A 21,096-nucleotide genomic window follows, 5' to 3' on the forward strand; every position below is an offset into this window, starting at 1 on the left:
CCTTTGCGCAACGGGCGCGCGGATCAGTAGCCACGATAGTAGTAATGTGGGGCGGGGTAGGCCGGATAGTAATAATGCGGCGTGTAATAGACCGGAGCCGGGCGATAGTACGCCGGCCGGGCCGGCACCACGACGCATCCGGTCAAGGCGCTGGACACCGCCAGCATCAGCAACAGACTCTTTTTCATCTGGCAACTCCTGCCAAGCGCCAGGCGCGGCTTGCGCCCTGGTTGCGCTTGTAAGGATTAGGCCATAGGCCTGTGCGAGGAGTTCTGGTCTGTAATCGTTCCGAAACAGCTTTCGGGTGACGGATGTTTGCGCCCGCGTGACCGTCGATGTCGTTCGTATCAGGATGGAGCCCCCCACGCCGCGCACGCTTGTTGCCCTTACGCTGCCCACCATCGGCGCTTGGCAAAAAAAACAGGGGCCGCCTGAGCGACCCCTGGTGCTTGCCGTGCGCGGCGGGCTTCAGTTCCAGCGGCCGCCGTTGCCCGCGAGGCTGAAACGGCCGGCGCCCATGAAGGCGATGGCCAGGCCGGTGAACAGGAACATGCCTTGCAGTTCCAGCGCCCAGCCGCCGTTGTTGGTCAGGCTGCCGAGCTGGCCGGTGTGGGCCAGCAGGATGGCGACGACCATGTTGATGGCGATCAGCAGGCCGCCCAGGCGGGTGTAGATGCCGACGATGATCAGGATGGGGGCGAGGATTTCGCCGACGTAGGCGCCATAGGCCAGGAAGCCGGGCAAACCATGCGAGGACAGCATGCCGCCGATGCCGCCGACGCCGCCGGTCAGTTTGAACAGGCCGTGCAGGAGTATCAGGATGCCGAGGGTCAGGCGCAGGATCAGTTTGCCGGTGTCATCGGACTTGATCATGGTGGGTTCTCTTCTAATGGTTGAACGGGACAGCGGCCGTTGGAGCGCGTTGCGAGCCTTTGGTTCCGCGCCCCGGGGCATCTCGCAAGGCAAGGGCGCGAACCGGGGACGGGCTGGGCCATTATGGCAAAACCCGAGCAAAACCATCAAGCATTTGTCGTGGCGCCGCGACGCTTTTTCAACAAATGCTTACGGATGCCGGGAGGCGCTCAGAACTCCTCCAGGAAGCGCATGCGGAAGCGGCGTCCCTTGATATTGCTGTTGGACAGGCGCGAGAAGGCCTGCTTGGCGATCTGGCGGTCCAGCGCGACGTAGGAGACGAACTCGGAGATATTGATCTTGCCGACCTGTTCGAACGCCAGGCCGCCGTCGCCCGTCAGGGCGCCCAGCAGGTCGCCGGGGCGCAGCTTGTCCTTTTTGCCGCCCTGGATGCACAGGGTGATCATCGGCGCGCGCAGCGGGCGGTCCGCCTTGGGCCGCAGCGACTTGATGTCGGCCCAGACCAGCGGCGCGCCCTGGTATTGCTCGATCAGGTTCGCCCAGCGCATTTCGTCGGGCGAGCACAGGCTGAGCGCCAGGCCTTTCTGTTCGCCGCGGCCGCTGCGGCCGATGCGGTGCACGTGGACTTCGGTGTCCTTCGTCACGTCCACGTTGATGACGGCGCCCAGGTTCTGGATGTCCAGGCCGCGGGCCGCCACGTCGGTGGCGACCAGCACGGCGCAGCTCTGGTTGGCGAACTGGATCAGGATTTCATCGCGCTCGCGCTGTTCCAGGTCGCCATTGAGCGCCTGGGCGCTGATGCCTTCGGCCTGCAGGCGTTCGACCAGGTCGTGGCTGCGCACCTTGGTGTTGCAGAACGCCAGCGTGGAGGCCGGCCGGAAATGCGCCAGCAGGCGCGCCACCGCGTCCAGCCTGTCGCGGTCGTCGATTTCGTAGAAGATCTGTTCGATGCGGCTGGCGTCGTGCTGGGATTCCGCCTTGACCTCGGCGGGGTTGCGCAGAAAGCGCGCGGCGAGCTTGCGGATGTTGTCGGGGTAGGTGGCCGAGAACAGCAGGGTCTGGCGCTTGGCCGGGCAATGCGAGGCGATGGCGACGATGTCGTCGTAGAAGCCCATGTCGACCATGCGGTCGGCCTCGTCCAGCACCAGGGTGTTCAGGCCGGACAGGTCCAGGCTGCCGCGCGCCAGGTGGTCCTGGATCCGGCCGGGCGTGCCCACGACCAGGTGCGTGCCGCGGGCCAGCGATTCGGCCTGGGGACGCGCGGCGGCGCCGCCGCACAGGGTCAGGATCTTGATGTTGGCGATCTGCCGGGCCAGCCGGCGCAATTCCTGCGCGACCTGGTCGGCCAGTTCGCGCGTGGGGCACAGCACCAGCGCCTGGGGCGCGAGGCGGGCGGGGTCCAGCTTCTGCAGCACTCCCAGGCCGAACGCCGCGGTCTTGCCGCTGCCGGTCTTGGCTTGCGCGATGAGGTCGCGGCCTTCCAGGATCAAGGGCAGGCTTTGCGCCTGGATGGGCGTCATTTGCTCGAAGCCCAGGCTTTGCAGATTGCCGAGCAGGGCGGGCAAGAGGGGCAGGGAGGTGAAGGAGCTGTTGGTCACAATAAGGGGAAAAAGGCGCTTTTCGCCGGGCGGGGCGCGCGGCGGGGACGGAATGTCCGGTGCGTCCCAGAGTGTACCGCTTGGGCAGGCGTAGCCCGCGGCGGACACGAGCCGCCGCCGGCTATGCCTGCGGCTCGTAGGTGCCGGCCAGCTTGCGGGCGGCCTCCTGCATGCGCGGCAGCCAGGCGCGCGCGCCGTCGATCGACAGCCGGGCCACCGGCGCGTGCAGCGCCACGGCGGCAATGGCGCGCGTGCCGTGCAGGATGGGCACCGCCATGCAGACGATGCCGAGCAGGAATTCCTCGCGGTCGAAGCTGGCGCCTTCTTTCTTGATGGCGCGCAATTCGCGCTCCAGCGTGGCCACGTCGCAAAGCGTATTGGGCGTGTAGCGCGGCAGCGGCGCGGCGGCCAGCAGGCGTTCGCGCGCTTCCCGCCGCATATGCGCCAGGAACAGCTTGCCGCTGGCCGAGCAGTGCAGCGGCACCCGCGAGCCCGATTGCAGGTTGACCCGCAGCGGCCAGGCGGTTTCGACGCGGTCCAGGTAGATGACCTCGTCGCCGTCCAGCATGGTGCAGTTGCAGGTTTCGCCGATTTCGTCGACCAGGCTGTCCAGGATCCGGTGGCGTTCGCCCCGCAGCGGCGAATTGAGCAGGGTGTCGCGGGCCAGCGCGCTCAGCCGGGGGCCGCTGACGTAGCTTTTGCCGGCGGGTTCGCGCAGCAGCATGCCGGCATCGACCAGGCGCGACAGGATGCGCAGGACGGACGGCTTGGGCAGGCCCGTGGCCTCGGTGAGCGCCGCCAGCGATACCGGATGCCCGGCCCGGGCGACCTGTTCCAGCAGGGCCAGCGCGCGCAGCGCCGCGGAGGATTCGTCTTTCATCTTTCAATAATTGAAGATTCGGCGGTGTGAGCCCTATCCTCGCACGGATTTTGCAGAAAATGAAACGCCATGGGGTGGGATCGGCGGGCGTTCTGCTGCAGTATCGGATCACGCCGGCCAATATGCAATCCGACACGCGCCGGCCTGCCAGGAGAGAGACCATGAGCAGCAAGCAACACATGACCCCCAGCGAAGCGTTTGTCGAAACGCTGGTCGCCCAGGGCGTCAAGGACGTATTCGGCATCGTCGGCTCGGCCTTCATGGACGCGCTGGACCTGTTCCCGGCCGCGGGCATCCGCTTCGTGCCGACGGTGCACGAGCAGGGCGCCGCGCACATGGCCGACGGCTATTCGCGCGTGACCGGCCGCCACGGCGTGTGCATCGCGCAGAACGGCCCGGGCATCACCAACTTCGTCACCGGCGTGGCCGCCGCCTACTGGGCGCACAGCCCGGTGGTGGCGATCACGCCGGAGACCGGCACCTCGGGCATGGGCCTGGGCGGTTTCCAGGAAACCGAGCAGTTGCCGATCTTTTCGCGCATCACCAAGTACCAGGCGCACGTGAACCGGCCCGACCGCATGGCCGAATTCACGGCCAAGGCCTTCGACAATGCGCTGGCCGAACGCGGGCCGACGCAACTGAACATCCCGCGCGATTACTTCTACGGCGAGATCGACGTGGCCATTCCCGAGCCGCGCCGCGTCCGCCGCGGCCCGGGCGCCGAAGAGGACCTGGAGGCGGCGGCGGCGCTGCTGGCGCAGGCCAAGTTCCCCGTCATCGTCGCGGGCGGCGGCGTGCTGTTTTCCGACGGGCAGGCCGAATGCGTGGCGCTGGCCGAACTGCTGGGCGCGCCCGTGGTGACGAGCTACCTGCACAACGACGCCTTCCCGGCCAGCCATCCGCTGTGGTGCGGCCCGCTGGGCTACCAGGGCGCCAAGGCCGGCATGAAGCTGCTGTCGCAGGCCGACGTGGTGCTGGCGCTGGGCACGCGGCTGGGGCCTTTCGGCACCTTGCCGCAACACGGGCTGGACTATTGGCCGCAGGGCGCGCGCATCATCCAGGTCGACGCCGACCACCGCATGCTGGGCCTGGTGCGTCCGGTTTCGGTGGGCATCTGCGGCGACGCCAAGCCCGCGGCCGCCGCGCTGACCGCCAAGCTGAAGGGGCGCGACGTGGCCAGCGCGCGCACCAAGGCGGCGCGCGGCGAACAGATCGCGGCGCAGAAGGCCGAGTGGGAAAAGGAACTGGACAGTTGGTCGCACGAGCGCGACGACTGGAGCCTGGACATCATCGAGCACGGCGGCGGCCGCATGCATCCGCGCCGCATGCTGCGCGAACTCGAGCGCGCCATGCCCAAGCACGTGATGGTGTCCACCGACATCGGCAACATCTGCTCGGTGTCCAACAGCTATCTGCGCTTCGACGAGCCGAATTCGATGCTGGCCGCGATGAGCTTCGGCAACTGCGGCTATGCGCTGCCGGCGCTGATCGGCGCCAAGCTGGGCCGGCCCGACCGGCCGGCGGTGGCCTATGTGGGCGACGGCGCCTGGTGCATGAGCTTCCAGGAACTGCTGACCTGCGTGCGCGAACAGATCCCGGTGACGGCCGTGGTGTTCCACAACGGCCAATGGGGCGCCGAGAAGAAGAACCAGGTGGACTTCTACGGGCGCCGCTTCGTCGGCAGCAACCTGAAGAATCCGAACTTCTCCGAACTGGCGCGGGCCATGGGCGCGGAAGGCATCCGCGTGGAGCATGCCGACCAGGTGGGCGCGGCGCTGCAGGCCGCCTGCCGGGCGCAGTCCGAGGGCAAGACCACCGTGCTGGAGATGATGGTGAGCCAGGAACTGGGCGACCCGTTCCGGCGCGACGCCCTCAAGCAGCCGGTGCGCTTCCTGGACAAGTACAAGCCCTACGTGAACCAGCCGTTCAGTCCGGGCGAGGTGCCGCTGCCGATCGATCCCGTCAGGGGCTGACCGCGACAGGCCCGGCGCGGCGCCGTCCGCGCCGGGATTCCCCCGCCAGTCCTTGCGGCTCGTCCGCGGCAGGAGCAACACATGGAAAGCGATCGATTGTTCGAGCCGCTGCGCAGCGCCGCGCTGTCGGCCGGACGCCTGCGCACGGCGGTGGCCTATCCGCTGTGCCCCACGAGTCTGGGCGCCGCCGTCCAGGCGCGCGACGCCGGCTATATCGAGCCGGTGCTGGTGGGGCCGGCGCGCCGGCTGTACGCCCTGATGGCGGAGGCGGGCCTGGCCGAAGACGCACTGGAAGTAGTCGATACGCCGGACGACGAGAAGCTGGCGGCCTGCGCGGCCGCCGCCCTGGCGCGCGACGGCGCGGTGCGCATGCTGATGAAGGGCAGCCTGCACACCGATCACTTCATGTCGGCCGTGGTGGCGCGCGACGCCGGGCTGCGCACCGACAGGCGCATCAGCCACGCGTTCGTGATGGCGGTGGCGGCGTATCCGAAGCTCTTCATCCTGACCGACGCGGCGGTGAACATCGCGCCCACCTTGCAGGAAAAGGCGGACATCGCGCAGAACGCCATCGACCTGGCGCGCGCGCTGGGCGTGGAGCGGCCCAAGCTCGCGGTGCTGTGCGCCACCGAGTCGGTCAATCCGTCGATGCCGGCGACGCTGGACGCCGCGGCCCTGTCGAAGATGGCCGACCGCCAGCAGATCCGCGGCGGAGATATCGACGGCCCGCTGGCGTTCGACAACGCCATCTCGCGCGTGGCGGCGGACCAGAAGGGCATCGTCTCGCGCGTGGCGGGCGACGCCGACATCCTGCTGGTGCCGGACATCGAGGCCGGCAACATGCTCTACAAGGAACTGACCTGGCTGGCCGGCGCGGGCACGGCCGGGCTGGTGCTGGGCACGCGCGTGCCGGTGCTGCTGACCAGCCGCTCCGATTCCATGCTGGCCCGCGTGAACAGTTGCGCGGTGGCCGCGCTCTATGCGCGCGCGCTCGCCGCCTGACCGCCGCGGGTCCGGGATGGCGCCTGGCTCCAAAAAGTCCGGCGGTTTGGTACTAAGCCCTGACCCGCTGGCTCGCTACGCTACTTCCAAGGCCATCCGTTGAATGGTTCAAGACACAGAACGCCAAGGGGTAGAACATGCGCAGCGCAAGAAAATGCTTGACCACGATGCTGGCCGCGTTGGCCATGGCCGGCGCGGCCGTGGCGGCGGACGCTCCCAAGCCGGGCGGCACGCTGGTTATCGGTTCGACGCAGGTGCCGCGGCACCTGAACGGCGCGGTGCAGTCTGGCACCGCGACCGCGCTGCCCAGCGCGCAACTGTTCGCCAGCCCGCTGCGCTACGACGCCGACTGGAAGCCGCAGCCCTACCTGGCGCAATCCTGGGAGCTTGCGCCGGACGGCAAGTCGTTGACGCTGCACCTGCGCAAGGACGCCCTGTTCCACGACGGCAAGCCGGTGACCTCGGCCGACGTGGCGTTCTCGGTCATGGCGGTCAAGAACAACCATCCGTTCCAGACCATGTTCGCGCCCGTCGAGGCCGTCGATACGCCGGATCCCTACACGGCCGTGCTGCGCATGAGCAAGCCGCACCCGGCGATCCTGCTGGCGCTGTCGCCGGCCCTGATGCCGGTGCTGCCCAAGCACATCTACGACGACGGCCAGGACCTCAAGACGCATCCGCGCAATTCGGCCAACGTGATCGGCTCCGGGCCGTTCAAGTTCAAGGAATTCAAGCCGGGCCAGGAAATCGTGCTGGAGAAATTCGACAAGTTCTTCCTGCCGGGCAAGCCCTACCTGGACCGGATCGTCGTGAAGATCAACCCGGACGCCACCAACCTGCTGATCGGGCTGGAGCGCGGGGATATCGCCGCCTTGCCGTTCATGACCGAGCCGACCATCCTGCGGCGCGCCAAGGACAACACGGCCCTCACCATGACCAGCAAGGGCTATGAAGGCATCGGCGCGCTGAGCTGGCTGGCCTTCAACACGGCGCGCAAGCCGCTGAACGACCTGCGGGTGCGCCAGGCCATCGCCTACGCGGTCGACAAGGGCTTCATCACCAAGGCGCTCAACGCGGGCTTCGCCAAGCCCGCCGACGGCCCCATCATCGGCACGAGTCCGTTCGCCACGCAGGACGTCGTGAAGTATCCGCTGGACCTGAAGAAGTCCGAGCAACTGCTGGAAGAGGCGGGCTTCAAGAAGGACGGCAAGGGTGAGCGCCTGGCGCTCACCGTGGATTACATGCCGGGCTCCGACGTGCAGGGCAAGAACGTGGCGGAGTACCTGCGCAGCCAGTTGAAGAAGGTGGGCATCGCCGTGCAGGTGCGCGCGTCGCCGGACTTCCCGACCTGGGCCAAGCGCATCGCCAGCCACGATTTCGACATGACCACCGACATCGTCTTCAACTGGGGCGATCCGGTCATCGGCGTGCACCGGACCTATCTGTCCAGCAATATCCGCGACATCATCTGGACCAATACGCAGTCCTACGCCAACCCGAAGGTCGACGCCCTGCTGGAGCAGGCGGGCACCGAGACCGACGTGGACAAGCGCCGGGCGCTGTACGGCGAATTCCAGCGCATCGTCACCGAAGACCTGCCCATCGATTTCCTGACCGTCATCCCATACCATACGCTCGCGTCCAAGAAAGTGCACGCCTTGCCCGACGGGATCTGGGGCGTCATGTCGCCCATGGACGACACCTACTTGCAGTAGGGGGCCGCCATGACGCGCTATCTCCTGCGCCGCCTCGCCTACGCGCTGGTGCTGCTGCTGGCCGTGGTGACGCTGAACTTCCTGTTGATCCATATCTCGCCTGGGGATCCGGTCGAGACGATCGCCGGATCGATGGGCGGCATCAGCGAAGAACTGCGCGCGCAACTGCGCGCGCAGTACGGGCTGGACAAGCCTTTCGCGGTGCAACTGGGCCTGTACCTGTCGCAGGTGCTGCGCGGCGACCTGGGCTATTCCTACTTCTTCAACGTGCCCGTGGCCCAGTTGATCTGGGAGCGCGTGCCCGCCACGCTGCTGCTGGTGGTGACTTCGGTGCTGGGCGCGTTCGTGGCCGGCACGCTGCTGGGCACGCTGGCCGCGCGCAAGCCCAACGGGCCGCTGTCGCAGGGCATCACGCTGCTGTCGGTCGTGGGCTATTCCGCGCCGGTGTTCTGGACCGGGATCATCCTCATCCTCCTGTTCGCGTCGGTCCTGCCGGTGTTCCCGGTGTCCGACATGCGTTCCGCCGGCGGGCCGCAGGACGGGTGGGCGGGCGTGCTGGACGTGCTGCACCACCTGGTGCTGCCGGCCTTCACGCTGGCCTTCGTGTACCTGGCGCAGTACAGCCGGCTGGCGCGCGCCAGCGTCATGGAGGCCCTGTCGGCCGACTACATCCGGACCGCGCGGGCCAAGGGCCTGCCGGAACGGTCGGTGCTGTACAAGCACGCGCTGCGCAACGGCGTGCTGCCGGTGGTGACCATGCTGGGCCTCCAGTTCGGCAATGTGCTGGCGGGCGCCATCCTGGTGGAGACGGTCTTCAACTGGCCCGGGCTGGGACGCCTGGCGTTCGATTCCGTGCTCAGGCGCGACTACCCCACGCTGCTGGGGATTCTGCTGTTCGCATCGCTGCTCGTGGTGGTGATGAACCAGCTTACCGATCTGGCCTATCGCCTGATCGATCCCAGGATCAAGACGACATGAGCCAGGTTCCTCCCGCCGTTCCCATCGCCGCTCCCGCGGGCGCGGCAACGCGGCCGCCGGCGCGGCAATCCTACGAAGCCCTGCGGGTGTTCGCGCGCAATCCCTCGGCGGTGGCCGGCGTGCTGCTGCTGGCCGCCATTCTTGCGGTCACGATCTTCGGGCCCATGGCGATGGAGGCGGACCCCTTCGAAATCGCCGGGGCGCCGATGAGCCCGCCGGGCGCGGACGCGCTGCTGGGCACCGACTACCTGGGACGCGACGTGCTGACCGGCATGGTGTACGGCGGCCGCGCCACCTTGCTGGTGGGCGTGGTGGCGGCCGTGCTGTCCATGGCCATCGGCCTGACCGTCGGGGCGCTGGCGGGCTATTACGGCGGCTGGGTCGACGAAACCCTGATGCGCATCACCGAGTTCTTCCAGGTGCTGCCCACCTTGCTGTTCGCCATGGTGCTGGTGACGCTGTTCTCGCCGTCGCTGGCGACCATCGCGGTCGCGATCGGCGTGGTCAGTTGGACGGGCACGGCGCGGCTGGCGCGCGGCGAGTTCCTGCGGCTGAAGCGGCGGGAATACGTGCTGGCGGAGCGGGTGATCGGCGCGGGCGACGCGCGGATCATCTGGCGGGTGATCCTGCCCAACGCGCTGGCGCCGCTGATCGTGTCCGCCACGCTGGCCATCGGCATGGCGATCCTGTTCGAGGCCGGCCTGTCGTTCCTGGGGCTGGGCGACCCGAACATCATGAGCTGGGGGCTCATGATAGGCAGCAACCGGCCCTACATCCTGACCGCCTGGTGGGCCGTGACCCTGCCGGGAGCGGCCATTTTCCTGACGGTGCTGGCGGTCAGCCTGATCGGCGACGGCCTGAACGACGCGCTGAATCCGAACTCGCGGGGACGCTCATGAACGCGGTGGAACAGCCGCCCGTGCTCGAGGTGGACCGCCTGAGCCTGGAGTTCCGGGCGCGGGGGCGCGTGGCCGAGGTGCTGAGCGCGGTCAGCTTCGAACTGCGTCCGGGCGAAACGCTCTGCCTGGTGGGCGAGTCCGGCTGCGGCAAGAGCATGACGGCGCTGGCCATCATGCGGCTGATTCCGCCGCTGGGCCGGATCGGCGCCGGCAGCGTGCGCCTGCGCGGCGACAACCTGGCCGGCCACGACGAGGAGGCCATGCGCCGGGTGCGGGGCAACAAGATATCCATGATCTTCCAGGAGCCCATGACCGCGCTGAACCCGGTGTACACGGTGGGCGACCAGATCGCGGAACCGCTGCGGCTGCACCAGGGGCTGGGCAAGGCCCAGGCGCGCGAACGCGCCATCGACATGCTGAAGTCCGTCGGGATCCCCTTGCCGGAGCGGCGCGTGGACGACTATCCGCACCAGATGTCCGGCGGCATGCGCCAGCGGGTGATGATCGCCATCGCGCTGGCCTGCGACCCCGACGTGCTGATCGCCGACGAGCCCACCACCGCGCTGGACGTGACGGTGCAGGCGCAGATCTTCGACCTGCTGCGCGAACAGCAGGCGCGGCGCGGCACCGCGGTGCTGCTGATCACGCACGACATGGGCGCGGTGTCGGAAATGGCGGACCGCGTCGTGGTCATGTACGGCGGGCGGGTGGTGGAGCAGGGCGGCGTCCGTGAAATCCTGGCGCATCCGCGCCACCCCTATACCCGCGGGCTGATCGCCTGCCTGCCCGAACTGGACCGCGAGCCCAGCGATATCCGTCCGGACCTGCCGGAGATTCCCGGTGTGGTGCCGTCGGTCTGGGAGCGCGGCGCGGGCTGTCCGTTCCTGGAGCGCTGCGGCCAGGCGATGCCCCGCTGCCGCGACGCCTTCCCGCCGCTGACCCGCGTGGGCGGCGCGCAGGAAGTGGCCTGTTGGCTCTACCCGGAGACGGCGCCATGACGCAGCCGCATGCCCCCGCCTTGCTGTCGGTGCGGGACCTGGCCGTGCATTTCCCCATCGGCGGCCGCGGACGCGACGGCAAGCCGGTCGTCGTCAAGGCCGTGGACGGCGTGTCGTTCGACCTGGAGCGCGGACGCACCCTGGCGATCGTGGGCGAGTCCGGTTCGGGCAAGACCACCACGGCGCTTTCCGTGCTGCGCCTGGCCGACCCGACCGCGGGCTCCATCCACTTCGACGGAACCGACCTGACCGCACTGCGCGGCGCGGACCTGCGCCGCATGCGGCGGCGCCTGCAACTGGTGTTCCAGGATCCGTATTCGTCCTTGAATCCGCGCCAGCGCGCCGGCGACATCGTGCGTTCGCCGCTGGACCTGATGGGCATCGATCCGCCTGGCGGGCGCGAGGCGCGCGTGGCCCGGATGTTCGAACTGGTCGGGCTGCGTCCAGAGCAGCGCCAACTGTTTCCGCACCAGTTTTCCGGAGGGCAGCGGCAGCGCCTGAACGTGGCCCGGGCGCTGGCCAGCGCGCCCGACCTGATCGTCTGCGATGAACCGGTATCGGCGCTGGACATCGCCATCCGGGCGCAGATCCTGAACCTGCTGCGCCGGATCCAGCGCGAGCAGGGGCAGTCCTTTCTGTTCATCTCCCACGACATGGCGGTGGTCGAGCACATCTGCGACGACATCGCCGTGATGTACCTGGGCAAGATCATCGAGCAGACCTCGCGGGAGGCTTTCTTCTCGCGTCCGCTGCACCCCTATAGCGTCGCGCTGATGTCGGCGGTGCCGACGGTCAAGGGCGGGCGCGAACTCGCGGCCAGGCGGGTGCGGTTGTCGGGCGACCCGCCCAGCCCGGTGGATCCGCCGCCGGGCTGTCGCTTCGCCGGCCGCTGTCCGGCCGCGCAGGAACTGTGCGCGGCGCGCGAGCCGGCGTTGCGCGAAGTCGTGCCGGGCCACCGCGTGGCCTGCCATTTCGTCGAATTCCGCGCAGGCGTCCTGGAGTCGCCGCTGCGGGGTTGAACCCAAGAGACTCCGAGGAGAGCCAGATGACCCAGCCTGCCACGACCATCTATGCCGCGCGCAGCATCCTGACCATGAATCCGGCCCAGCCGCGGGCCACGCACGTCGCCGTGCGCGACGGCTGCATCCTGGGAGTGGGCAGCAAGGAATCGCTGGCCGGCTGGGGCCCAGCCGAAATCGACGACCGCTATGCGGACAAGGTGCTGATGCCGGGCCTGGTGGAAGGGCATTGCCATCTGCCCGAAGGCGGCATGTGGAAGTTCGTCTATGTCGGCTTCTACGACCGGCGCGGGCCCGACGGCCGGCTCTGGGAGGGGCTGAAAAGTCTCGAGGCTGTCGCCGCCCGGCTGCGCGAGGCCGAAAGCGCCCTGGCGCCGGACGCGACGCTGATCGGCTGGGGCTTCGATCCGATCTTCTTCGAGGGGCGGCGGATGGACGTCCGGGACCTGGACGCGGTGTCCCCGCGGCGGCCGGTCGTGGTCATGCACGCCAGCATGCACCTGATGAACGTCAATACGCCGATGCTGGCGCGGGCGGGCATCGACCGCGATACCGATATCGAAGGCGTGACCCGGATGGAGAACGGCGAGCCCAGCGGCGAACTCTGCGAATTCGCGGCCATGTTCCCGGTCATGCGCCTGATCGGCAGCCCGTTCCGCACGGTCGGCGTGTCGGAAGACGGGCTGCGCATGTTCGGCAAGGTCGCGCAATGGGCGGGCGTCACCACTGCCACGGACCTGGTCAACGAACTGGGCGACGAGGGGCTGGCGACGCTGGCCCGCGTCACCGCCGAACCGGACTACCCCGTGCGCATCGTGCCGGCCGCGTCGGCCCTGACGTATGCCGGAGATCCGGCGCGCTGCCTGGCGAAGCTGGAGGAGGCGCGGCGGCTGAACCACGGCAAGCTGCATTTCGGGATGGTCAAGCTGGTGGTGGACGGGTCGATCCAGGGTTTTACGGCCAGGGTGCGCTGGCCGGGCTACTACAACGGCGCGCCCAACGGCATCTGGGTCATCGCGCCGTCGGAACTGGACACGCTGGTCCAGGCGTACCACGACGCGGGCGTGCAACTGCACATCCACACCAACGGCGACGAGGCCACGCAGTTGGCGATCGAGGCCGTGGACCGGGCCCTGCGCCGCAGCCCGCGGCGCGACCACCGCCACACATTGCAGCATTGCCAGATGGCCGACGCGGCCCAGTTCCGGCGCATGGCCAGCCTGGGCATGTGCGCCAATCTCTTCGCCAACCACATCTTCTACTGGGGCGATGCGCACTATGCGCTGACCATGGGGCCGGACCGCGCCAACCGCATGGACGCCTGCGCCACGGCCGCGCGCGCGGGGGTGCCGTTCTCGATCCACTCGGACGCGCCGATCACGCCGCTGGGGCCGCTGTTCACCGCGTGGTGCGCGGCGAACCGCCGGACCTCCTCGGGGCGGGTGCTGGGAGAATCGGAGCGGATCGGCGTGGACGCCGCGCTGCACGCCGTCACGCTGGGCGCGGCCTACACCCTGCATCTGGACCACCTGGTGGGTTCGATCGAAGTGGGCAAGTACGCGGACTTCTGCGTGCTGGAGGACGATCCCCTGGCCGTCCCGGCGGAAGGATTGAAGGACGTGCCGGTGGCGGGCACTGTCATCGGCGGAAGGCCCCTGGCCTTGCGGGAGGGCTGACATGGCGGCGCAAGGCGCGGCGCCCGCGCGCATCGCGCTGACGGTGGTGGGCGGTTTCCTGGGCGCCGGCAAGACGACCCTGCTCAACCACGTGCTGGCCGCCAGCCGCCGCCGCGCGGCGGTGCTGGTGAACGACTTCGGGCCGGTCGATATCGACGCGGGCCTGATCGCGCAGCGCGCCGACGAAGTGATCCGGCTGGCCAACGGCTGCGTCTGCTGCTCGATGGCGGGGGGACTGGACGACGCGCTGGCGCGCGTGCTGGCGCTGGACCCCCTGCCCGAATGGATCGTGATCGAGGCCAGCGGCGTTTCCGATCCGGCCCGCATCGCGCAGGTCGGCATGTCCGATCCGATGCTGCAACTGGAGGGCGTGGTGGTCGTGGCCGATGCCGCGAACGTGCGCGCGCTGGCCGCGGATCCGCTGCTGGCCGACACCATAGGGCGCCAACTGAAGGCCGCCGACTTGCTGGTGCTGAACAAGACCGACCTGGCGCCGCCGCGGGAGCGCGCGCCGTTGCGGGCCTGGCTGGACGAAGCGACGGGCGGCGCGCCCGTCATCGAGGCGAGGGAAGGGCGCGTGGACCTGCGCTATCTGCTCGGAGAACCCGCGGGGCATCCCGCGCATCACGATTGCGGCATGGAGGATTGCGGCCATCCCGCGCACGGGGCCGGCCCGCCGGCCGAGGACCCGGGCCATCCGTTCGAGAGCTGGCTGTGGCGGGCGCCGGCCATGCTCGACGCCGACAGGCTGGCCGAGCGGCTGAGGCAGTTGCCGCGGCCGCTGCTGCGCGCCAAGGGCTGGGTGCGCACGGACCGGCACGGTCTGGTGCTGGTGCAACTGGCGGGACGGCGGGTGCGCTACGACACTCGGGCCACGCCGCCGGCCGGCCTGGCGGAGCCGGCGCTGGTACTGATCGGCCTGCGCGGGGCCGTCGATCCGGACGCGGTGGCGGCATGGCTCGCGCCCGCGGCGGCCTGACGCCGGCGTCCGTTCTGGTGCAAGCGATTTCCCTTTTCTGGTTCTAGACCCTGCCTTGCGGCTCACTTACCTTGGATCGTGAACGCTGGCGCAATCCGCGCCGGTTTCTACCGGAGGTACGCAATGCACAAGACCGTCACCGCGGACATGCTGGCCGAATTCGCGGCGGCCTGGAACCGCCACGATATCGACGCGCTGATGTCCTTCATGAGCGACGATTGCGTATTCGAAACCGTGGGCGGACCCGAACAATGGGGCACGCGGCACGCGGGGCGCGACGCGGTGCGCGTGGCCTTCGCCGCGGCATGGGCCGCCTTTCCCGACGCGCAATGGCGCAACGGGCGGCACTGGGTCGCCGGAGACCGGGGCGTGTCCGAATCCACCTTCACCGGCACCGCGGCGGACGGGTCCAGGGTCGAAGCCGACATGGTCGACGTCTTCACGTTCCAGGACGGCAAGATCCGCGTCAAGAACGCATTCCGCAAGCAGCGGCCAGCCTTGCCGGCGCGGTCCTGAGGCCGGCGTTTCGCATTCAGCAACCGGAACCGCAGCATGGATACCCAAATGTCCTTCCAACCTGAAGGCCCGGCCCGTTCGGGCGGGGCAGCAATCAGCGCGTACAACCCGGCCTACGATCCGCTGGTGTCGCCGCCCGGCCGCGGGCAGGATTACGCGCCCACCTACTGGGTCGCGACCGCCGGCGCGCCGCCCGAGGACGACGGCCCGGTCGATGGCGACATCGACGCCGACGTGGTGATCGTCGGCTCCGGCTTCACCGGCCTGTCCGCGGCCCTGACCCTGGCGCGGGACTTCGGCGTGAAGGCGGTGGTGCTGGAGGCCAATCGAGTGGTCTGGGGCTGCACCAGCCGCAACGGCGGGCAGGGGCAGAACGCGTCGGGGCGGCTGTACCGTTCGCAGTGGATCGCGCGCTGGGGGCTGGACACCGCCAAGCGCCTGGACGCGGAGATCCGCGAAGGCTTCGAATACTGGAAGAGCCTGGTCGCGCAGGTGGATTGCGACGCGCAGCCGGGCGGGCACCTGTATACGGCGCATCGCCGGAAGAAGATGGCGTTCCTGGAGAACGAGGCGCGCGTCATGCGCGAGGTCTTCGGCTACGACACGAAGATGCTCAGCCGGGAAGCGCTGCGCGAGCGCTACGTGGACGACCGCGAGGCCGTGGGCGCGATGCACGAGCCCGACGGCGTGGGCGTGCATCCGCTGAAGCTGGCCTATGGCTATCTGAGGCAGGCGCGCGAGCTGGGGGTGCGCGTGCATCCCGGCAGCCCGGTGCTGCGCTGGCGCATGGAAAACGGCAAGGTGCTGCTCGAAACGCCGGGGGGCGTGGTGCGCGCGCGCCGCGTCGCGTTCGCCACCGGTGGCTATACCGCGCAGGGCGTCAACCGCCTGCTGGACAACCGCATCATGCCGGTGCTGTCGAATTCGCTGGTGACGCGCGTGCTGTCTCCGGCGGAGCGCGAGGCGGCCGGCTTGAAGAGCACGGTGTTCATCACCGATACGCGGACCCTGCGCTTCTATTACCGGCTGCTGCCCGACGGCAGCATGCAGATCGGCAGCCGCAGCGCCCTGCGGGGCGCCGACGCGGAGCATCCCCGCCATCTGGCGCTGCTGCGCGACGGGCTGGCGCGCAAATTCCCCGCCCTGAAGGGCGTGGAAGTGGCGTATTCCTGGTGGGGCTGGGTGGACGTCAGCCACGACATGATGCCGCGCGTGACCCAGCCCGATCCGGCGCAGCCGGTGTTTTACGCGTTCGGCTACGGCGGCAACGGCGTGGCGTTCTCGGCCCACGCGGGCAGGCGGCTGGCGCAGCGGATGATGGGCAAGGATGGCGTGGCCTGGAACCTGCCCATCTACGATTCGCCCTTGCCCGGGCATCCGTTCGCGCCGTTCCGCCGGCTGGGCCAGGGGCTGCTGTACCGCTGGTACTACCTACGAGACGAATTGCTCTAGGGCGTTGAGGTCCGGGCCCTCCGCGGCCCGCTTCCCTTCGGCGCGGGCGCGGTAGCGGGCGACGACCTTGGCCAGCCTGGCGATGCCCGGCTCGATGTGTTCCGGGCGGATCGAAGTAAAGCCCACCCGCAGGAAATTGCGGGGCGCGTGGGCGCCGTTCATGAAGAACACGTCGCCGGGTTCGACGACCACGCCTTCGGCCAGGGCCGCCTCGGACAGTTCGGCCGCGTCGAGCCAGGGCGGGCCTTGCAGCCAGCACGAGGACGACCCCGTGATGGGGATGGCCTTGAAGTCGGGCAGGTGCTGCGCCAGCGCGCGGGACAGTTCGTTGCCGCGCTTCTGGTAGGCCTGCGACTGCCTGCGCAGCAGCGCGTGGTGGTGGCCCAGCGAAATGAAGAGCGAGAACGCGCGCTGGATATAGGCGGACGGATGGCGCAGCATCAGGCGGCGCAGCGCGCGCAGTTCGCCGGTCAGTTCGCGCGGCGCCACGATGTAGCCGATGCGCAGCCCCGGCGCGAACGACTTGGCCAGGCTGCCCACGTAGATCACGCGGCCGTCGCGGTCCAGGCTCTTGAGCGCGGGGATGGCGCCTTCGCCCCAGCGGCTTTCGCTTTCGAAATCGTCCTCGATGATCATGCTGTCGGCCTGGCGGGCCAGCGCCAGCAGGCCCTGGCGGCGTTCCATCGAGAGGGTGACGGTGGTGGGGCACTGGTGCCCGGGGGTGACGAAAAGATAGTCGCAGCCCAGCAGGTGCGTGCCGGTGCACAGGCCCTGTTCGTCGACCGGCATCGGCAGCAGGTTGCGGGTGTGGCTGGCGAAGATGTTGCGGGCGTCCGGGTAGCCCGGGTCTTCCATGCCGACCACCGTGTCGTCGTTGACCAGCAGGTCGGCCAGCAGGTAGAGCGCGTGCTGCGCGCCCACGGTGATGACGATTTCCTCGGCGTCGGCCCACACGCCGCGGCGCGGCAGCACCTGGGTGCGGATCTGTTCGATCAGCGCGGGATCGTCGTGGGTGATGAGGTCGGGCGCCCAACTGCGGATGTCCAGCACGGACAGCGCCTTGATGCAGCATTCGCGCCATTCGGCGGTGGGGAACAGGTCCTGGTCGAACTGCGCGTAGACGAAGGGATAGGGCTGTTTCTGCCAGTCGCGCGGCTTGGTGATGTTGCGTTGCCGGGACGGCCGGAAGCGCAGCCGCTCTTCCCAGCGCACGGCGGGCGCGCCGCCGTCGGCCGGATGGGCGCCGTCGGCCGCCGGGCCGGAATGCCCCTGCATGACCGTGTCGCTGACGAAATGGCCGCTGCGTTCCCGCGACACCAGGTAGCCCTCGCTGACCAGTTGCTGGTACGCGAAGACGACCGTGTTGCGGGCGATGCGAAGCTGGTCGGCAAGATGGCGGCTGGACGGCACCGGCGTGCCGGGCGGCAGGTGGCCGCTCAGGATGGCGGACACCAGCATCTGGCGCACGCAGCCCTGCAGGCTGAGATTGGGCGCGCTTTCCCGTTCGAACAGGCGCTCCCACAACACAGGCTTGAGCATCGAGGCCTGGCTGGACATGAAGGCTCCCCTTGTGAAGGCCGCGCGGGCGGAAACGGCGCGCGGCGCGCCGCCTCCGTCCGGGGGCCGCCACTCAGGATAGAGGAGCCGGATGGGGGAAGGAATGAGGGATTGCCCGGGCGGTCAGACCCGTCCCTTCCAGGGAATCGCGAACTTTTCCACGTAGCGGACCAGCAGGTCGAACGCGAAGGCGAATACGCCGATCACGATGATGCCCATGATCACGGTGTCACTGGCCAGGAACTGGGCGGCATTGAGCACCATGAAGCCCAGGCCCCGGTCGGCGGCCACCATTTCCGCCGCGACCAGCGTGGTCCATCCCACGCCGATGCCGATGCGCATGCCGGTGAAGATCTCCGGCATGGCGGCCTTCAGGATGACGTGCCAGACGATCTGCCTGCGCGAACCGCCCATGGCGTAGGCCGCGTGGATCTGCTCGATGGACACCGAGCGCACGCCGGCGCGCGCGGCGATCGCCATGGGCGCGAAGATCGCCAGGTAGATCAGCAGGATCTTGGGGAATTCGCCGATGCCGAACCAGATGATGATCAGCGGCAGGTAGGCCAGCGGCGGCAGCGGGCGGTAGAACTCGATGGGCGGATCGAAGATGCCCCGCGCGTAGCGGTTCACGCCCATCAGGATGCCCACCGGTATGGCGGTCAGGCAGGCCAGGAAGAAGGCCCCGAAGACGCGGGACAGGCTGGCCAGCGCGTGCTCGGTCAGGGTGGAGTTGGCCACGCCCTCCGTCATCGCGAAGACGAACTTGTCGTAGACGGCGAAGGGGGACGGCAGGAACAGCGGCCGCACCCAGCCGGCGCCGGTCACGAGGAACCACAGCGCGATCAGCGCCAGGCTGGTGAGGAGGCTGATGTGCCCGCTGTAGCCCGCGCCCGGCGCGCCGTACACCGTGCCCGGCACCGCGGGCTTGTGCCCGGATCGGTTCCTAGACATGGACGCCCTGGGGGGAGGCGGAGGCGCGTTCGTCGCCATAGATGATGCCGAGGACTTGTTCGCGCATGTCGATGAAGTCGGGACTGGATTTGATGCTGCGGCCATCGCGGGTCTCCAGGTAGCGCCGGTTGAAGTCTGGCGTGAAGGTGTGCGTGATCCGGCCCGGGCGGGGCGACATGACGATCAGCCGCGATCCCAGGAACAGCGCTTCTTCCACGCTGTGCGTGATGAAGAAGAACATCTTGTCGGTCTGCCGCCAGATGTCCAGCAGCAACTCCTGGATGGTCTCGCGGGTCAGCGCGTCCAGCGCCGCCATGGGCTCGTCCATCAGCAGCATGGCGGGGTCGCAGGTCAGGGCGCGCGCGATGCCCACGCGCTGCTGCATGCCGCCCGACAACTGGTAGATCATGTGGCGGTGGAAGTCCTGCAGGCCCACCAGTTCCAGGTTGCGGCGCGCGCGGGCGCGGCGGGTCTCTTTGTCCACGCCTTGCAGCATCAGGCCGAATTCGGTGTTCTCCAGCACGTTCAGCCAGGGCAGCAGGGCATGCTTCTGGAACACCACGCCGCGGTCGGCGCCCGGGCCGACGATGGGCTTGCCGCCGAGCGTGATCTCGCCTTCGGTGGGGGACAGGAATCCGGCCAGCAGGCTGAGCAGGGTAGTCTTGCCGCAGCCGGAGGCGCCCAGCGCGACGACGAATTCGCCCGGCTGGATGGTCAGGTTGACGTTCTGCAAGGCGATCACCGGGCCGCTGTCGTGCATGCCGGGATAGGTGACGCTGACTTTCTCCGCGCACAGGCGCTGCGCGGTGCTTGTGGAATGCTGCATGGTCATGCCGGCTCCCCTGGATGGGGCGGCGCCGGCCCGGCGGCGCGGGACGGCCGCCGGGCCGGGGCGCCGCTTACTTCGCCGCCGCCTTGGCGTACTTGTCCGTGACGTGCGGGCTGTAGTCGCCCAGCGCGCGGTCGATCTGCTTCTGGTCCTTGAGGAAGTTGGCGCTGGCCGTGAACGCCCGCGCCGCGCCCGATTCCTTGCCGCCGCCCAGCCATTCATTGGACGCCTGTTCCTGGGCGGTCGGGAAGACCAGGAGCTTCAGCGCCTCGACCATGTCTTCGGGCTTGCCACCGATCAGCTTGACCATGCCCTTGACCTGCGGAGAATCGGCCGTCCACTTGGCGCCGTTGGCCCGGTAGTCGGCGTAGGACTTGGCCAGCACCCCGGTGAACGCGGCCATGAACTTCGGATTCTTGGTGGCCCAGGCGCGGTCGGCCACGATGCCGTCGAAGGTGGGCACGCTGGCCGCGCCGATCTGTTCGGAGTCGGCGATGATCTTGCCCGTCTTGGCGATTTCGGTCAGCGCGGGCGGCCAGACGTAGGCGGCGTCGATGTCGCCGCGCTGCCAGGCGGCGACGATCTGCGGCGGCTGCATGTTCAGGATGCGCACGTCGCGCGGGTTGATCTTCCAAACCTGCTCCAGCCCCACCAGCAGGTGGAAGTGGGACGTGGACACGAACGGGGTGGCGACGCGCTTGCCCTTCAAGTCCGCCGTTCCGTTGATGCCGGAGCCGTTGCGCGCCACCAGCGCTTCCGACTTGCCGATGTTGTCCAGGATCCAGAACAGCTCCATGTCCACGCCGCGCGTGGCCGCGGCCGTGATGCCGGTGGAACCCAGCACGCCGACCGGCACGTTGCCCGAGGCCAGCGCGGTGGAAATGTCGCCACCCGAGGTGAACTGGCGCCAGTCCACCTGGTAGCCGGCTTCCTTCAGGGCGGCGTCGAAACTGCCGTCCGCGATCGCGGACAGGAACGGCCCCACGATGAGCTGGTAGCCGACCACCAGCTTGGTCTGGGCGTAGGCGGGAGCGGCCAGCAGCGCGGCGGCCAGGCCGGCCAGGGTGCAGCGGCGGATGAGGCGGTATATCGCGTTCATGGTGATCTCCGGGAGGGAACGGCCGCGCTCCGGCGCGACCGGCATGCTGGTGATCAGTTTGCCCGTATGCGCCGAGAACGCTAGGTCCAGATGCCCGGATCA

The 21,096-nt window shown here is 68.9% G+C and carries 19 protein-coding genes; 11 read left to right on the forward strand and 8 right to left on the reverse strand.

Going from position 1 to position 21,096, the window contains the following annotated elements; translation table 11 throughout:
- Window positions 1-23: 23 nt before the first annotated feature.
- The 4 genes from WHX56_RS18380 to WHX56_RS18395 all read right to left on the reverse strand — a co-directional run bounded on the left by WHX56_RS18380 (window position 24) and on the right by WHX56_RS18395 (window position 3,351).
- Entirely contained in the window at window positions 24-188 is a 165-nt protein-coding gene (locus WHX56_RS18380) for a hypothetical protein (protein WP_165360038.1), read from the reverse strand.
- A gap of 280 nt (window positions 189-468) precedes the next feature.
- Window positions 469-873: a DoxX family protein gene (locus tag WHX56_RS18385; RefSeq protein WP_338878583.1), complete on the reverse strand. Its 405-nt coding sequence runs from the start codon at window positions 871-873 to the stop codon at window positions 469-471.
- Between the two features lie 209 nt (window positions 874-1,082).
- Window positions 1,083-2,471 (reverse strand): ATP-dependent RNA helicase DbpA, encoded by a 1,389-nt coding sequence (gene dbpA, locus WHX56_RS18390; protein ID WP_129238967.1) that lies wholly within the window; start codon window positions 2,469-2,471, stop codon window positions 1,083-1,085.
- Window positions 2,472-2,592: 121 nt separating this feature from the next.
- Window positions 2,593-3,351: an IclR family transcriptional regulator gene (locus tag WHX56_RS18395; protein ID WP_129238966.1), complete on the reverse strand. Its 759-nt coding sequence runs from the start codon at window positions 3,349-3,351 to the stop codon at window positions 2,593-2,595.
- Window positions 3,352-3,512: 161 nt separating this feature from the next.
- Here WHX56_RS18395 and xsc point away from each other — a divergent pair, with 161 nt between their 5' ends.
- The 11 genes from xsc (at window position 3,513) to WHX56_RS18450 (ending at window position 16,558) form a co-directional block, all read left to right on the forward strand.
- A complete protein-coding gene (gene xsc / locus WHX56_RS18400; RefSeq protein WP_338878584.1) occupies window positions 3,513-5,324 on the forward strand; it encodes a sulfoacetaldehyde acetyltransferase in 1,812 nt (603 codons plus the stop codon).
- Between the two features lie 81 nt (window positions 5,325-5,405).
- Window positions 5,406-6,326, forward strand: coding sequence for a bifunctional enoyl-CoA hydratase/phosphate acetyltransferase (locus WHX56_RS18405; RefSeq protein WP_338878585.1), 921 nt, complete (start codon window positions 5,406-5,408; stop codon window positions 6,324-6,326).
- 137 nt (window positions 6,327-6,463) lie between these two features.
- Window positions 6,464-8,041 (forward strand): ABC transporter substrate-binding protein, encoded by a 1,578-nt coding sequence (locus WHX56_RS18410; RefSeq protein WP_338878586.1) that lies wholly within the window; start codon window positions 6,464-6,466, stop codon window positions 8,039-8,041.
- A 9-nt stretch (window positions 8,042-8,050) separates the two neighbouring features.
- A complete protein-coding gene (locus tag WHX56_RS18415) occupies window positions 8,051-9,019 on the forward strand; it encodes an ABC transporter permease (RefSeq protein WP_129238962.1) in 969 nt (322 codons plus the stop codon).
- Window positions 9,016-9,918 carry an ABC transporter permease gene (locus WHX56_RS18420; RefSeq protein WP_287752341.1) on the forward strand — a complete coding sequence of 301 codons (903 nt, stop codon included), beginning with the start codon at window positions 9,016-9,018 and terminating at the stop codon, window positions 9,916-9,918. The genes WHX56_RS18415 and WHX56_RS18420 overlap by 4 nt, the downstream gene beginning before the upstream one ends.
- Complete coding sequence (locus tag WHX56_RS18425) at window positions 9,915-10,916, forward strand: ABC transporter ATP-binding protein (RefSeq protein ID WP_338878587.1); 1,002 nt, start codon at window positions 9,915-9,917, stop codon at window positions 10,914-10,916. The genes WHX56_RS18420 and WHX56_RS18425 overlap by 4 nt, the downstream gene beginning before the upstream one ends.
- On the forward strand, window positions 10,913-11,935 hold the full coding sequence (locus tag WHX56_RS18430) for an ABC transporter ATP-binding protein (protein ID WP_129238959.1): 1,023 nt from the start codon (window positions 10,913-10,915) through the stop codon (window positions 11,933-11,935). The genes WHX56_RS18425 and WHX56_RS18430 overlap by 4 nt, the downstream gene beginning before the upstream one ends.
- A gap of 26 nt (window positions 11,936-11,961) precedes the next feature.
- Window positions 11,962-13,611 (forward strand): amidohydrolase, encoded by a 1,650-nt coding sequence (locus tag WHX56_RS18435; protein ID WP_338878588.1) that lies wholly within the window; start codon window positions 11,962-11,964, stop codon window positions 13,609-13,611.
- Window position 13,612: 1 nt separating this feature from the next.
- A complete protein-coding gene (locus WHX56_RS18440; RefSeq protein WP_338878589.1) occupies window positions 13,613-14,590 on the forward strand; it encodes a CobW family GTP-binding protein in 978 nt (325 codons plus the stop codon).
- A gap of 123 nt (window positions 14,591-14,713) precedes the next feature.
- Window positions 14,714-15,106, forward strand: coding sequence for a nuclear transport factor 2 family protein (locus WHX56_RS18445; RefSeq protein WP_129238956.1), 393 nt, complete (start codon window positions 14,714-14,716; stop codon window positions 15,104-15,106).
- Window positions 15,107-15,154: 48 nt separating this feature from the next.
- Complete coding sequence (locus WHX56_RS18450; RefSeq protein ID WP_422393602.1) at window positions 15,155-16,558, forward strand: NAD(P)/FAD-dependent oxidoreductase; 1,404 nt, start codon at window positions 15,155-15,157, stop codon at window positions 16,556-16,558.
- Here the strand turns inward: WHX56_RS18450 and WHX56_RS18455 are convergent.
- From WHX56_RS18455 to tauA, 4 genes are all read right to left on the reverse strand, one after another.
- The gene (locus WHX56_RS18455; RefSeq protein ID WP_338878590.1) at window positions 16,538-18,115 is read right to left on the reverse strand and encodes a PLP-dependent aminotransferase family protein; all 1,578 of its coding nucleotides are present in this window, start codon (window positions 18,113-18,115) and stop codon (window positions 16,538-16,540) included. The two genes, WHX56_RS18450 and WHX56_RS18455, sit on opposite strands and share 21 nt — an antisense overlap.
- Window positions 18,116-18,238: 123 nt before the next feature.
- Complete coding sequence (locus WHX56_RS18460; RefSeq protein WP_129238953.1) at window positions 18,239-19,066, reverse strand: ABC transporter permease subunit; 828 nt, start codon at window positions 19,064-19,066, stop codon at window positions 18,239-18,241.
- Entirely contained in the window at window positions 19,059-19,898 is an 840-nt protein-coding gene (locus WHX56_RS18465) for a taurine ABC transporter ATP-binding protein (RefSeq protein WP_129238952.1), read from the reverse strand. The genes WHX56_RS18460 and WHX56_RS18465 overlap by 8 nt, the downstream gene beginning before the upstream one ends.
- A gap of 67 nt (window positions 19,899-19,965) precedes the next feature.
- Window positions 19,966-20,994 carry a taurine ABC transporter substrate-binding protein gene (gene tauA, locus WHX56_RS18470; protein ID WP_338878591.1) on the reverse strand — a complete coding sequence of 343 codons (1,029 nt, stop codon included), beginning with the start codon at window positions 20,992-20,994 and terminating at the stop codon, window positions 19,966-19,968.
- Window positions 20,995-21,096 lie beyond the last annotated feature (102 nt).

The sequence above is a fragment of the Achromobacter veterisilvae genome (assembly GCF_037619525.1).
GTDB classification, from domain to species: Bacteria; Pseudomonadota; Gammaproteobacteria; order Burkholderiales; family Burkholderiaceae_B; genus Achromobacter; species Achromobacter veterisilvae.